The sequence below is a fragment of the Lentibacillus halophilus genome (assembly GCF_055395055.1).
This window is the reverse complement of the sequence record NZ_AP043750.1, coordinates 2,469,801-2,484,509: the sequence shown is the minus strand read 5'-3', so window position 1 is coordinate 2,484,509 and position 14,709 is coordinate 2,469,801. Positions and strand designations below refer to the sequence as shown.

The following is a 14,709-nucleotide window of genomic DNA, read 5'->3' as shown; positions in this document are numbered from 1 at the left end:
TGATAAGTGTGATACGCAGCATAATACGGTATAATGTATTAAGTGAGGGAATGGGCATGAAAATAGACGATTATGAGTTACTCTTAAAACTGCAGAAAATTGGCACCGTTCGCGGTACTGCCAAAGACGTTCTCATTTCACAACCGGCTGTGACGCAGCGTCTAAAATATATGGAAAACTATTTTGGTGAACAATTATTTATACGGACACCCAAAACCCTGGTCCCGACGCCGGCAGGAGAAATAGTTCTAGGTCATGCCCGCCAAGTAACCACCCAGGAAAAGGCCATTAAAAACACACTTGCGCGGTCAAGCGGTGAGGTGCAAGGCACATTATCGGTGGCTTGTTCATCGCTTGTCAGCCAGCGTTTTCTCCCGTCTATTTTGGGTGAATACACGCAAGCATTTCCGAACGTTGAAATTGATTTAGTGACTGGGCTCAGTGAGGACATTAAGCGCGAACATAATCATTATCATGTCTGTATCATACGCGGGGAGACGTTGAAGGAATCCATCAGCAAGCTATTATTTGAAGATGCTTTATATATATTTGATACCGAACCGTTTCCGGATCATCAATTGAAAGAACGTCCGCTTATTTCGTTTAAAAGCGATGATAGTATGCATAATCAAGTTGATACCTGGCTGTATTATCATCAAGACATTAAAACAGTCAAAAAAATCAGTGTCGACCAAATCGAAACGTGCAAACAATTCATGCAGGAAGGGTTGGGAATGGCTGTTTTGCCGGAAAGTGTATCCAGCTCGCTAATGGATAAATATCCGCATGTAGCCCTTCAGTTGGACGGACGTCCAGTCACGCGTAAGACTTGGATATGTTATCAAGAAGGTGTCCGCAATTTGCCACAAGTGGACCGTTTTATTGAGGGGATCGAACAAAAAGCATTTCTATAAGTTTAAACAGGGAGGAAAGCAGGAATACAACCTGTACACAGATGAGATAGGAGTGTAATCATGAGTGACGTTCTATTTACGTCCAAAGCTATTGCAGCAAATGGTCGCGACGGTCATGTACGTTCAGCAGACGGATATATTGATTTGAACCTTGTTAATCCTCTAATCCCGAATGGGGATGAAGGCGCTGATCCGGAACAGCTTTTTGCCGCAGCTTATGCCGCCTGCTTTGACAGAGCCGTTCAGCTCGCGGCAGAAAAGAAACATGAAAGTGTGGACTCGGAAACAACGGTTGAAGTAAGTTTATGCAACGATGCGGACGATGGCGGATACAAAATCGCTGTTAATCTGGACGTGCGAATCGAAGGAGCCAATCCGGAAGAAGCAGAAGAATTGGCCAATGAAGCTTATCTGATTTGCCCGTACTCCAAAGCCATCGGAAATAATATTAATGTCACATTGAATCCAATGGCTGTGGAAAAACCAAGTTAATAGACTAAAAAGACGGATGACCGCCTTACCGGGTCATCCGTCTTTTAATTTGGCTGTCGTTTCGTCATCGGGTGTGACAAACAATGTTTTTTGATTATCATATGTGACGTAGCCGGGCTTGGCACCATTCGGTTTTTTGACATGCCGTATCCGGGTATAGTCGACAGGCACGGATGAAGACTCTTGTGCTTTACTAAAATAGGCTGCCAGCCGGGCTGCTTCGAATAATGTTTCCTCACTCGGTTCTCTTGATCGAATAAGCACGTGAGACCCAGGTATATCTTTTGTATGCAGCCATATGTCATCACGGTGTGCCAATTTCATGCTCACATACTCATTTTGTTTATTGTTTTTACCAACAAGAATGGTCGTCCCATCAGTAGCTGTAAACGTTTCCGGGGCTGGTTTTTGTGTTTTCTTCTTTTTCCCTTGTTTTTGTTTCTTTATATAGCCTTCTTCCCTGAGTTCGTCCCGTATTTCTTCAATATCATCCTCTCGAGCTGTATCCATTTGCTGTAACAGCTGATCCAGATATGCGAATTCGTTATGGGTTTTCGTTATTTCCTGCTGTACTTTTTTCTTCGATGTTTTCAGCTTTTGATACCTTTTGAAAAACCACTGGGCATTTTCACTCGGCGTTTTATCAGGATTCAGCTCAATTGTCATGGATTGTTGTTCGGGATCATAATAATCTGTGACGGTCACTTCAGAATCACCTGGACGTACCATATGCATATGAGCGGTTAGCAATTCGCCGAGTTTTTGATAGATTTCAGCATCTTCGGATTTTGCCAATGTCTGTTCATGTTTCTTTAATTTGCGTTTGTTTTTGTCCTGCTCACTTTTAATGAACTGGTACAGGTCTTTCGCTTGTTGCTTGACGCGATCACGCTCAGCTTTACCGGAATAAAATTCATCCAGCATCTCATTCGTTCCGGCCAACGTAGCGGATGTTCCAGTCCAATAAGTGATTGGCAAAACGTGAAAATCGTCTCTGTTGCCGTGGTAAATAGCCGGTACGTATTGGTTGTCGTTAATGAATTGCTGAAGTTGCTCAAATGCTTCCCGATACGTATCCACTCCTCCAAGCCTTGCTCGATGAACGAGTTCACTGGCAATGAATGGTGAGAAACCGGTCAATATCCGAACGATTTGCATTTCCATTTTCCCGGCATTGAAATCCAGCTTCCTAATAAACATATCGCCATTCATGTCGAGTGGATTCCATTTATTTTGGCTTGGTGGCAGTTTGTAAGAATGCCCGGGCAAGATCGTCCGGTACCGATTTTGTGCTGCAGAGATGTGTTTCATGCTGTCGAGAATATGGCCTTTGTCGTCATCAATCAGCATGATGTTGCTATGCTTACCCATCAATTCAATGACGAGTTTTTTGGTCGTTTGATCACCTATCTCATTTCGCGCTTGAATGGTGAATGTGATGATCCGTTCCATTCCATACTGATCGATGGATTCAAGAACAGCGCCGGACAGGTGCTTGCGCAGAAGCATGCAGAACATCGGCGGCTCTTTTGGGTTACGGTATGTGTCCCCGGTTAAATGAGTCCGAGCATACACAGGGTGAATGGACATGAGCAAAGAATGATTTTCACCCTGGCTGCGTACCGTGAAAACGAGCTCGGTTTCGGTTGGTTGATATATTTTTGTTATTTTGCCTGGGATGATTTTTTCGGTCAGTTCTGTTGTCACCGCACGGGTAACGATTCCATCAAATGGCATGTAATCACCTTTTCCATCTGTCTGCACCGGTGCTCGCCGAACGTCTTTCCGTCCGAAGTCACTTATACAGTCAGCGTGCTTTTTCTGTATTATAGCATGTTTCTGGACAGGTCTGCATAATTATCGGTCAAGAAGGTAAATCGTCAATAGGTTTAAGTTTCACTTTATGTGGCTGGAGGAATGCAGATGAAGTGGTATCAGATGAATGCGGATCAAGTCGAACAAAAATTGTATGTAACAACAAAACAAGGATTGGCCCATAAACAAGTGGACGAGCGGATGAAGCACTATGGGCCAAACCGGCTGGAGTCTGAAAAAAAGGTATCCAAATGGCTCATTTTTCTGAAACAATTTCAGGATTTTATGGTTCTTGTTCTACTTGCGGCCACATTGATCGCTGGTCTCTTGGAAGAATATGTTGATGCCATAGCCATAATGGTAATCGTTTTTGTCAATGGGTTTCTCGGCTATTTTCAGGAACAAAAGGCTGAGAAGTCGCTTGCTAAATTAAAAGAAATGAGCGCACCGTCAGCGAATGTATTGCGCGAAAACAAATGGGAAAAAATACCGACTTCTGATATTGTTATAGGCGATATTGTGCGCATCAACAGTGGTGACCGTGTTCCCGCCGATGTCCGGCTTGTTCGGTCCAACAGTCTGGAAACAGAAGAATCTGCGCTGACTGGTGAATCACTGCCAGTACAAAAACACACCTCCAGCATTGCCAAAGATCATCTAGATGTACAGGATCAACGAAACATGGCATTTATGAACACAATGGCAACGAGAGGTTCCGGCGTCGGTATTGTTGTCGGTACAGGCATGGATACCGTTATGGGGCAAATTGCATCATTAATGGTGACAACCGAGAAGACCACGACACCTTTGGAACATAAACTGGCTGAGTTGGGTAAAGTCCTGATTGGCGTTGCGCTGGCGTTAACGGCATTGGTTGTTCTTTTTGGTGTCTATCAAGGTCATTCAGTCTACAATATGTTCCTCGCTGGCGTGTCTCTGGCCGTTGCGGCTATACCTGAAGGGTTGCCCGCGATTGTAACGGTGGCACTGTCGCTTGGCGTGCAACGCATGATCCGAAAAAATGCCATTGTCCGGAAACTATCAGGCGTTGAGACGTTGGGGTGTGCTTCGGTTATATGTTCGGACAAGACCGGGACAATGACAGAAAATCAAATGACAGTAAAAGAAGTTTTTTTGAACGGAACCACATTGTCTGTGACGGGTGACGGCTATGATATTCATGGTGATTATTTTTGGAACAACGACAAAGTAACGAATGATTTTCCGAATCTGGAAAACATGATGCTCTATGGTATGCTATGCAATCACGCATCTCTTCAAGTGAAAAAAGGGAAATATGTCATCGACGGTGATCCAACAGATGGTGCATTGATCGTGGCCGCACGGAAGCTCGGACTTCAGCGCAAATGGAATGATCATTATCGCGTCGTTAAAGAATTTCCGTTTGATTCTGAACGGAAACGGATGAGCGTTGTTGTGGAAGATGACAATAACATGCGTTTTCTGATTACGAAAGGCGCACCGGAAGCTTTATTGCCGCGTTCGTCGTATGTCATGAAGAAAGATGGGCGCAGACAGATGCAATACGATGACCGGAAGCATATGAATGAAGCGATTGATCATATGGCTGGAAAGGCATTGCGGACGCTGGCGATCGGCGTAAAACCTTTGTCCAGAGATGATTCCCTTACATCAACGTCCCTGGAACACGATATGACATTCATCGGTTTGTATGGAATGATGGATCCACCTAGAAAAGATGTCAAAAAAGCTATTCATGAATGCGGGGATGCAGGTATTAAATCGGTCATGATTACCGGTGACCACGAAAAAACAGCCAGGGCTATTGCATCTCAATTGGATTTACTTCCAGAGGACGGTATGGTGCTCAATGGCCAGCAGCTAAACAACATGTCCGTATCCGAACTGCAAGATATTATTGATCAAGTATATGTGTTTGCCCGGGTCACCCCGGAACATAAACTGAAAATCGTGAATGCTTTTCAAGAAAAAGGCCATATTGTCGCTATGACCGGGGACGGCGTCAATGACGCTCCTGCGATTAAAGCAAGTGATATCGGGATAAGCATGGGTGAAAGCGGAACCGATGTAACGAAAGAGGCATCGTCTCTTGTGTTGATGGATGATAATTTTGCAACGATTAAATCAGCGATCATTGAAGGACGCAATATTTACGAAAACATCCGAAAATTCATTCGTTATTTGCTTGCCTCAAACGTTGGCGAAATTCTCGTCATGTTGTTTGCCATGCTTCTTGCCATGCCATTGCCGCTGGTTCCAGTGCAAATTTTATGGGTCAATTTAGTGACGGACGGACTGCCGGCTATGGCGCTTGGTTTGGACGAGTCGGAAGATGACGTCATGAAGCGAGGGCCGAGGAATCCGAGAGAAGGCGTGTTTGCCAGGGAGCTCGGTTTTAAAATCATCAGTCGCGGCATATTGATCGGTTCAGCCACGCTTATTGCCTTTATGCTGGCCTATCAAGGTGATCCGGATAATCTTATTTATGGCCAGACGGTTGCATTTACAACGTTGGTGATGGCTCAGCTTATCCATGTTTTTGATTGTCGGAGTGAGCATTCGATATTTAGCAGAAATCCGTTTGAAAACATCTATTTGGTGTTGTCGGTACTATCGTCTATCGTTCTGCTCGCTGTGGTCATTTATTGGGAACCATTGCAGCCGATATTTCACACAACGTTTTTGGGCTTCAAGGATTGGCTGTTTATCATTGGCATGAGCGCCCTGCCGAGCATCCTGTTTGGGTTCACAAGAAAATGAATGTCATTTGCCATTTATTCGTGAAGACAAGAACTGACAGGCGCCGAATAAGAATATATTCTTGACATATTCGGTTAAATGAAGCATAATAATCTTAAATTAATGTTCGATTCGGCGTTGATAAGGGTCAATAAATAGTACACGGAACGAAAGAGAATGGCGTCCACCGGCTGAAAGACTCCAGCGTTTATCAGGCTATTGAACCTACCCTTTGAGCTGTTGGGAAAACAACCTAACCGTTCTCCTGCGTTACAGGGATGAGAGGGCATCATTATATTTTGGTGCCAAAAAAGGTGGTACCGCGGAACGTAGACTCTTTTCCGTCCTTTGCAACACTGTGCGAAGGATGGAAAAGAGTCTTTTTTATAACGTTAGAAAGTACCGATGATAGACGGTTTTTTAAGTAAAACGTCTGAATCGGCTAAAGGACAAGGGAAATGTCTGGTGTTTCTAAGTTTGTGGAGGAGAGGTATGATTCTATGGCAAAAAAACGAATTGTAGTTAAGATCGGCAGCAGTTTGTTGACGAATAAAAACGGAGGGCTCAACGAAAGCAAACTGAATGAACACGCAGAGGCATTGGCCCATCTAAAAAAACAAGGTTATGAAGTGATTCTGATTTCTTCGGGAGCTGTTGCAGCCGGCTTTAGCGAACTTGGTTATCCGTCCCGTCCTGTTACATTGGCAGGCAAACAAGCGACTGCGGCGGTGGGCCAAGGATTATTGGTGCAGGCTTACACTGACGCTTTAAAAGATCATGGAATCATTGCCTCGCAATTGTTGTTAACACGAATTGCCTTTGTTAATCAAACACAATACGGTAACGTTTACAGTACGCTGACAGAGCTTTTAAAGCGGTCGGTTTTGCCAATTATAAATGAAAATGACTCGGTTGCAGTTGATGAATTGACGTTCGGGGACAATGATATGCTATCCGCGTTGGTCAGTGGTCTTGTCCATGCGGATTTTTTGATCATGTTGACGGATATTAATGGACTGTATGAGAGCAATCCGCGGACAAACCATACAGCCAAACGGTACGATTTTTTGCCTGCTGTTACAGAGGACCTTTTTAATCAAACCAAAAATAATTCAGGTTCCAAGGTTGGAACAGGCGGTATGACATCGAAATTGTCAGCTGCACAAACGGCCCTGTCACTTGGTGTTCCTTCATTTGTCGGAACTGGTACCGGACAGGAAAAACTGATGCATATTTTGAATGGGGAAGGCGATGGCACCTATATCGGTGACAGCAAGACTCACAATTTAAAAAAACCGCAGCAATGGATTGCTTTTCACTCACCTGTTTCCGGAAAAATTGAAATTGATGAAGGGGCAGAATGGGCGATTATCTCGAACGGAAAAAGTTTGTTACCGGCGGGAATCAAAGCATTTGAAGGCGAGTTCGATATAGGGGATGTGGTCGAAATCATAAACGCCAACAAAACGGTCATAGGAAGAGGCCAAATGAATTATTCATCCTCAGATATAAATACGATCAAAGGGCTCTCGAGCGTGGAAGCCATGGTAAAAACGGAACGAGACCGTCCGGAAGCGATTCATCGCGATCGATTAGTACTATCTTTAAAGGAGGAGATGTTATGAGCGAATTAATAGCAAAAGCCAAACAAGCAAAGGCGTCTGCTCAGGAACTTGGTATTAAAACCACCGATCAAAAGAACGCAGCATTGCATTTGATGGCCGAACAACTCATAAGTGAAAAGAATTTTATTATCAACGAAAATGAAAAGGACATCACAGGCTCTAAACAAAACGGTTTTCATGAAGCCTTGATCGACCGACTTGTGTTAAATGACCAACGGATTAATGATATGGCGGATGCGCTCAAACAACAGGCTGACCTGAGCGATCCCGTCGGTGACGTATTAGAATCGTGGGACCGCCCTAATGGCATTAATATCGAAAAGATCAGGGTTCCCCTGGGTGTCGTTGGAATCATATATGAAGCAAGACCGAACGTGACGGTGGACGCGGCAAGTCTTTGTTTGAAAACAGGAAATGCGGTCTTCCTACGAGGCAGTTCCTCAGCCCTTTATTCCAATAAGGCGCTTGTAGACGTTATTCACCGTGCACTTGAGAAATCGGATATTCCTGAGGATGCCGTGCAGCTGCTTGAAGATAATAGCAGGGAAACAGCTGCTGAGATGTTTAAGCTGAATGATTATCTTGACGTTTTGATTCCACGTGGTGGGCAAAGCCTCATTCAAACCGTCGTTGAACAGTCATCAGTTCCGGTGTTGGAAACGGGTTCGGGAAATTGTCACATCTTTATCGATGAATCAGCCAATCCACAAATGGCGATCGATATAACCGTCAACGCCAAAACACAACGCCCTTCCGTATGTAACGCAGCAGAAACGGTGATTGTCCATGAAGGGTGGGCGAAAAAGCATTTACATGAGCTTGTTAATTCCCTCCAGGATCATCATGTTGAATTGCGAGCCGATGACAGAGCACAGGAGATGACCGGAAATCTTGTGCCGGCATCAGAACAAGACTGGGAAACCGAATACCTGGATAAAATCTTGGCCGTCAAAATTGTTACAAACGTTCAGGATGCTATCGCACACATCGCTCGTTATGGTACCAGCCATTCAGAGGCGATTGTGACAGAAACGGACGATCATGTGCTGGAATTTTTCAATAATGTGGATGCCGCAGCCCTTTATCACAACACATCAACGCGTTTTACAGACGGCTTTGAATTCGGATTTGGTGCTGAAATCGGTATTAGCACACAAAAATTGCATGCCCGTGGACCGATGGGGCTGCCCGCATTAACCTCAACGAAATATACAATCCGTAGTGAGGGACAAATCAAAGAATAATTTATTAGAAAATCTTGCATCAGTTAAGGCGGAATACGACTTGTGCTCGTTTAGCTTCTAACGGTCAGCATGTGAGGTGAGGAAAAAGAGGCTGGGACATTCTCACAGTCAAAAGCGATCCAGAAAGCTGACAAAAAGTCCGAGAGAAGGGTTCTCACGACCAAAAGCGAGTCGGAAAGCCATCAAAAAGTCCGAGAGAAGGGCTCTCAGGGCCAAAGCGAGCCGAAAAGCTGTCAAAAAGTCCGAGGGAAGGGCTCTCAGGGCCAAAGCGAGCCGAAAAGCTGTCAAAAAGTCCGAGAAAAGGGCTCTCAGGGCCAAAAGCGAACCGGAAAGCTGTCAAAAAGTCCGAGAGAAGGGCTCTCAGCGCCAAAAGCAATCCAGAAAGCTGTCAAAAAAGTCCGAGAGAAAGGCTCTCACGGCCGAAGCGAGCCGGAAAGCCATCAAAAAGTCCGAGAAAAGGGCTCTCACGACCGATATCGGGCCGGAGAGTGGCAGTTGTATCGTCAGACTATCGTCCAGAACACTTTTCAGATCCTGCAGGTCAAAATTATCCTCTTCCTGTTTGGTGCCAAAGAAATCCGTTGGCGGTTGTTTAGGATCGCCAACAATGACGTTTTTCCCTCGTCCCATAGCTTCGATTGTTCACTAGTCGGAAGTTGATGAAAGTTCTGTAGACGGCATATTTTCAATAAGCTGCCTTTGATTATTTTAACAATGTAATACGATGGTAGGCCGTATGCTTTAATAGGGCACGTACGGTTTGATGAAGGGTGTCCTTGAGAAAGGTTACCCTACTCTACGGTGTACAGGACGTGACGACCTCAGCCCAACATTCTAATTTGTCAACTTTTTGAACACATATTATAATGAATCATGCTTTTTATTAGTGTGGCCGAACGATAACCGCGTCCATTGGAGAGTAAATGCTTGTATTTGGGTCTTTAGTTTATTTATAATAGATTTATTAGGCGCTTAGCCCGGATAAAAAATAAACAGATAAAAATAATTTAATAAGACTTGCAATGATGACAGTAACGAGAGAGAATAATGAGGGGGAGTCGATTTGAGTTTACGGTTGATTAATATCGGATTTGGAAATGTTGTTTCGGCCAATCGGGTCGTTTCGATTATTTCGCCGGAATCCGCACCAATCAAGCGAATCATCACCGTTGCCCGTGACAATGATAAATTGGTGGATGCCACTTATGGCCGGCGCACACGTGGGGTTATTATTATGGACAGTGATCATGTTGTTTTGTCGGCCGTACAACCGGAAACGGTGGGCCAGCGCGTGATCAGTCACGAGGAAATGATCGATGACAGCAACTAGGAGGAACGCAGCTGATGGATGAAAATGGGATTTTGTTCGTATTGTCGGGGCCTTCCGGTGTCGGGAAAGGAACCGTAAGAAAAGAGCTTTTTGAGCAGGAGGATGACCTTGCTTACTCCATCTCTATGACAACAAGGGAACGTCGTGCAGGGGAACAGGATGGTGTTGATTATTTTTACAAAACCAATCAGCAGTTTGAACAGCTTATTGCCGATAACGAACTTTTAGAGTACGCACGGTTTGTCAATAATTATTACGGAACACCAAGGAGATACGTCGAGAATACCCTTGCAGCAGGACAAGACGTTTTTTTAGAGATTGAAGTGCAAGGAGCTATGCAAGTAAAAGACAATTTTCCGGAAGGTGTCTTCATTTTTTTATTCCCACCAAGTCTTGACGAATTGAAAAGCCGTATCACCAGCAGGGGGACAGAATCCCAGGATGCCGTTTTGAAACGGTTGCAGGAAGCTCGCAGTGAAATTGATATGATGGACGCCTATGATTACGTTGTTGTAAATGATGACGTGCAGAAGGCGGTTATGAAAATTCAGTCCATTATTCAAAGTGAGCACTGCAGGCGCGATCGCATTGCGAAACAATATAAACGTTTATTGGAGGAAGTTAATTATGATGCTTGAACCGTCCATTGATGACTTACAGAAAACCATCAAATCAAAATACACACTGGTTACCATTGCTGCCAAACGGGCACATGAACTTCAGCATACGAATAACGTCCTTGTTGATTCGAAATCCAATAAGTATGTAGGGCAAGCATTGGATGAAATACACGCAGGAAAACTATTTGTAAAAGACGATAGCAAGTAACGATATCATCCCTCGCTTCTTTCTTGTTTGCGGGGGTTTTACATTTGGGCATCCTGTCAGTTGCCATACGAGAGGGGGATGATGATGATCGCGAACAAACGTATTCTGTTAGGCGTGTCTGGGGGTATTGCGGCGTATAAAGCCTGTGCATTGACGAGCAGGCTGAGTCAACGTGGTGCCGATGTGACAGTGATCATGACGGATCATGCTCAGGAATTTGTATCTCCGCTAACTTTTCAGGCACTGTCGAGAAATCCTGTTTATACCGACACATTTGATGAAAAAGATCCAACCAAAATTGCTCATATCGATCTGGCCGATTGGGCTGATATTACCCTTATCGCACCAGCCACTGCGAATATTATCGGCAAACTCGCTAATGGCATCGGTGATGATATGCTTTCCACCATTTTGCTTGCCACCCGGTCACAGGTTTACATAGCACCAGCGATGAATGTCCATATGTATGCACACCCGGCTGTTATGAAAAATATGAAACAGCTTGATTCATGGGGGTATCATTTCATAGAACCCGGCGATGGCTATCTCGCTTGTGGATACGTTGGCAAAGGGCGTTTGGAAGACCCCGAAAGCATTATGGCAGCGATAGAAGACCATCAGAAGCAAAAAATGATGCTAAAAGGAAAAAACATATTGATTTCTGCCGGTCCTACGAGGGAAAGCGTTGACCCAGTGCGCTTTTTTACCAACCGGTCAACCGGAAAAATGGGGTTTGCACTCGCTGAGGCGGCAAGCTACATGGGTGCGGAGGTGACACTGGTAACAGGTCCGGTAAACCTTTCATTATCAGACTCCAGGATAAATAGAGTAGATGTGGTTACCGCCCGTGAGATGGAAGAGGCGATGATTGCCCATTTTCCATCGAATGATATTACCATAAAAGCTGCAGCAGTCGCCGACTACCGCCCTGAACATCGTTATGACGAAAAAATGAAAAAGCATGATGGCCATTGGCATGTCCAAATGGAGCGAACCAATGATATTTTGCAGACGCTTGCTGAACAAAAGACAGACGATCAATTTTTAGTTGGTTTTGCCGCTGAGACGGAAAAACCGATTGACTATGGGATTCGTAAACTGCAGAAAAAAGGACTGGATGCGATTGTCATCAATGATGTAGGTGCGGAAGGAGCGGGTTTTGAAGGGAATACAAATATGGTAAGCTATGTGAATCGTCAACAGGATGTCGAAAATATGTCGCTGGCGTCCAAACGGGATATTGCTGTTCGCATTCTTGAATTGATTATACGTGATAAGGAAGACAGGCAAAGGGAATGATAGCTAACGTTATTGTTGATGTTCCTGCCAGTTCGATTAACCAATCGTTCGATTATCACATTCCAGAGCATTTCCAGGGTGTTATACAGCCGGGCATGCGGGTGATTGTGCCATTCGGTTCACGAAACGTGATGGGTTTTGTAACAGGATTAGCGCATGAATCGTCCCATAATAAACTGAAAACGATTGCCGAGGTTCTTGATTTAACACCGGTTTTGACGGATGAATTGCTCGAATTGGGAATGTGGCTGGCAGAAGATACACTCAGTCTATATATTACAGCTTATCAGGCAATGCTTCCACAGGTGCTGAAAGCCAATTATAAAAAAGAACTGGAACGGCTGACGGACGCATCACTGCCGAATCAGCTGGAGTCCTTGTTTGCCGGACGGCTAGTCGTTCCATATGATGAACTCAACGATGCCGGTATTGGTTACCATCACGTACAAAAGGCGATTCGGCAAGGGGATATCACAGTGCATTACCTTGTCAAATCACGGGTGACCAAAAAACGTATCACATATATCAAACCATCCCGTGATGTTCACTTACTTGAAGAAGCATACAATGACCTTTCCAATCGAGCTAAAAAGCAAAAAGAACTACTGGCTTATTTTATACAGCAGCCGGAAGAAATCAAGCTGAATTCACTCCTTAAAAAGCTCGGCACAACACGGTCCACAGTCAACACTCTGCTGGAAAAACAACTTCTGGAAACATCGCAGCAGGAGATATACCGCAACCCTTATGATAATCAGGTATTTGAACGAACGGAAGCACTGAAGCTGACCGACGAGCAAGAAAAGACTATGGATCCGATAAAGCAGGATATAAAAGAAGAACGGCATGACGTTTTTCTTATCCATGGTGTGACCGGAAGCGGAAAAACTGAAATCTACCTGCAAGCCATTCAGGATGTTATCGCTAAAGGGGAAGAAGCGATTGTGCTGGTTCCGGAAATATCACTGACGCCTCAGATGGTCAAACGATTCAAAGGCCGATTCGGCTCTAGTGTGGCCGTGATGCATAGTGCTTTGTCAAACGGCGAAAAATACGATGAATGGCGCCGGATTCAACAAAAAGACGTTCAAGTGGTGGTTGGGGCCCGTTCAGCGGTTTTCGCTCCTTTTGAAAACTTGGGGGTACTTATTATTGATGAAGAGCATGAAAACAGCTACAAGCAGGAAGACCAGCCGCGCTATCATGCCAGAGACGTCGCTATACGGCGGGGACGTCATCATCAATGTCCGGTTATTCTCGGAAGTGCAACACCGGCTTTGGAATCCTATGCCAGGGCTCAAAAAGGGGTCTATCAACTGGCCACCTTATCCAAACGCACCAACAATAAAGCGATGCCGCAGATGGAACTCGTTGATATGCGCCATGAGTTGCATGCCGGTAACCGGTCGATGTTTTCCCGCAGTTTAAAAAACAAAGTCGAACAATGCATCAGCCGCGGCGAACAAGCAGTCCTGCTTCTGAACCGGCGCGGATATTCAACGTTTGTCATGTGCCGGGAATGCGGGCATGTAAAAGAATGTCCGCACTGTGATATCGCATTAACATTTCATAAAAATAGCAATCAACTAAAATGTCACTACTGCTCGTATGAAGAGCCGATGCCGACGTATTGCCCGTCCTGCAACAGTGAGTTGATTCGCTTTTTTGGAACAGGTACCCAACGAATGGAAGAAGCTTTGGTTCAATTAATTCCCCAAGCGCGTATATTACGAATGGACGTGGATACAACGAGGCGCAAGGGAGCGCATGAACGACTATTGAACCAATTTGCCAATAAAGAAGCGGATATTTTGCTTGGAACCCAAATGATCGCAAAAGGTCTTGACTTTGAAAATGTGACGCTTGTCGGTGTTCTCACTGCGGATTCTATGTTGCATCTTCCTGATTTTCGTTCAGCAGAAAAAACATTTCAGCTTTTAACGCAAGTGAGTGGCCGTGCCGGGAGACATGAACTGCCGGGCGAGGTGATTGTCCAGACGTATACGCCGGAACACTATAGCATTGAACTGGCCAGCCAATATGATTATGTGCGGTTTTATCAGAATGAAATGCGTGTGCGGAAAACATTCCAGTATCCGCCGTTTGTTTTTCTTGCTTTAATAACCGTATCTGATGAGAATCATGCTGCTGCTGCACGAGCCGCGCAACAGATAGCAAAAGGTTTGTGGCAATCTGTGCAGACCGAAACGGTTGTTTTAGGACCGACGCCATCGCCCATACCAAGAATGAAAGATAGATACCGCTACCAATGCATGATAAAATATAAAAACGAGCCAAATCTGCGGTCATCGATCCACCGGTTAATTGCCCAGTTTGATGATCAGATGCGAAAAAGTAACCTGCAAATCACCGTTGATATGCAGCCATACCAGCTTATTTAACGCAGCAAGCCAGGAGAA

12 protein-coding genes are annotated in these 14,709 nt (G+C 44.8%); 10 read left to right on the top strand and 2 right to left on the bottom strand.

Translation table 11 applies throughout. The features are described 5' to 3' along the window. Positions 1-56 precede the first annotated feature (56 nt). Positions 57-914: a LysR family transcriptional regulator gene (locus ACZ5Q7_RS12260; protein WP_343753489.1), complete on the top strand. Its 858-nt coding sequence runs from the start codon at positions 57-59 to the stop codon at positions 912-914. 60 nt (positions 915-974) lie between these two features. Beyond that, complete coding sequence (locus ACZ5Q7_RS12255) at positions 975-1,406, top strand: Ohr family peroxiredoxin (RefSeq protein ID WP_464432883.1); 432 nt, start codon at positions 975-977, stop codon at positions 1,404-1,406. Positions 1,407-1,439: 33 nt separating this feature from the next. On the opposite strand, the gene ACZ5Q7_RS12250 is transcribed toward ACZ5Q7_RS12255, so the two are convergent. Continuing rightward, the gene (locus ACZ5Q7_RS12250) at positions 1,440-3,143 is read right to left on the bottom strand and encodes an Rqc2 family fibronectin-binding protein (protein ID WP_343753485.1); all 1,704 of its coding nucleotides are present in this window, start codon (positions 3,141-3,143) and stop codon (positions 1,440-1,442) included. Between the two features lie 186 nt (positions 3,144-3,329). Here ACZ5Q7_RS12250 and ACZ5Q7_RS12245 point away from each other — a divergent pair, with 186 nt between their 5' ends. The 3 genes from ACZ5Q7_RS12245 (at position 3,330) to ACZ5Q7_RS12235 (ending at position 8,832) form a co-directional block, all read left to right on the top strand. After that, positions 3,330-5,984 (top strand): calcium-translocating P-type ATPase, SERCA-type, encoded by a 2,655-nt coding sequence (locus tag ACZ5Q7_RS12245; protein ID WP_343753483.1) that lies wholly within the window; start codon positions 3,330-3,332, stop codon positions 5,982-5,984. Positions 5,985-6,463: 479 nt separating this feature from the next. Beyond that, positions 6,464-7,588, top strand: coding sequence for a glutamate 5-kinase (gene proB / locus ACZ5Q7_RS12240; RefSeq protein ID WP_343753481.1), 1,125 nt, complete (start codon positions 6,464-6,466; stop codon positions 7,586-7,588). Next, the gene (locus ACZ5Q7_RS12235) at positions 7,585-8,832 is read left to right on the top strand and encodes a glutamate-5-semialdehyde dehydrogenase (protein ID WP_343753479.1); all 1,248 of its coding nucleotides are present in this window, start codon (positions 7,585-7,587) and stop codon (positions 8,830-8,832) included. Before proB ends, ACZ5Q7_RS12235 begins: the two co-directional genes overlap by 4 nt. 360 nt (positions 8,833-9,192) lie before the next feature. Here ACZ5Q7_RS12235 and ACZ5Q7_RS12230 read toward each other — a convergent pair whose 3' ends face one another. Continuing rightward, positions 9,193-9,462 (bottom strand): hypothetical protein, encoded by a 270-nt coding sequence (locus tag ACZ5Q7_RS12230; RefSeq protein ID WP_343753477.1) that lies wholly within the window; start codon positions 9,460-9,462, stop codon positions 9,193-9,195. A gap of 433 nt (positions 9,463-9,895) precedes the next feature. On the opposite strand from ACZ5Q7_RS12230, the gene remA reads away from it, so the two are divergent. The 5 genes from remA (at position 9,896) to priA (ending at position 14,691) form a co-directional block, all read left to right on the top strand. Next, on the top strand, positions 9,896-10,162 hold the full coding sequence (remA, locus tag ACZ5Q7_RS12225) for an extracellular matrix/biofilm regulator RemA (protein ID WP_343753475.1): 267 nt from the start codon (positions 9,896-9,898) through the stop codon (positions 10,160-10,162). An 11-nt stretch (positions 10,163-10,173) separates the two neighbouring features. Next, complete coding sequence (gene gmk / locus ACZ5Q7_RS12220) at positions 10,174-10,800, top strand: guanylate kinase (protein ID WP_343753755.1); 627 nt, start codon at positions 10,174-10,176, stop codon at positions 10,798-10,800. Continuing rightward, on the top strand, positions 10,790-10,990 hold the full coding sequence (gene rpoZ, locus ACZ5Q7_RS12215) for a DNA-directed RNA polymerase subunit omega (protein WP_343753473.1): 201 nt from the start codon (positions 10,790-10,792) through the stop codon (positions 10,988-10,990). The genes gmk and rpoZ overlap by 11 nt, the downstream gene beginning before the upstream one ends. An 84-nt stretch (positions 10,991-11,074) precedes the next feature. Next, on the top strand, positions 11,075-12,289 hold the full coding sequence (gene coaBC / locus ACZ5Q7_RS12210; RefSeq protein ID WP_343753471.1) for a bifunctional phosphopantothenoylcysteine decarboxylase/phosphopantothenate--cysteine ligase CoaBC: 1,215 nt from the start codon (positions 11,075-11,077) through the stop codon (positions 12,287-12,289). Next, on the top strand, positions 12,286-14,691 hold the full coding sequence (priA, locus tag ACZ5Q7_RS12205; protein WP_343753469.1) for a primosomal protein N': 2,406 nt from the start codon (positions 12,286-12,288) through the stop codon (positions 14,689-14,691). Before coaBC ends, priA begins: the two co-directional genes overlap by 4 nt. Positions 14,692-14,709: the final 18 nt, after the last annotated feature.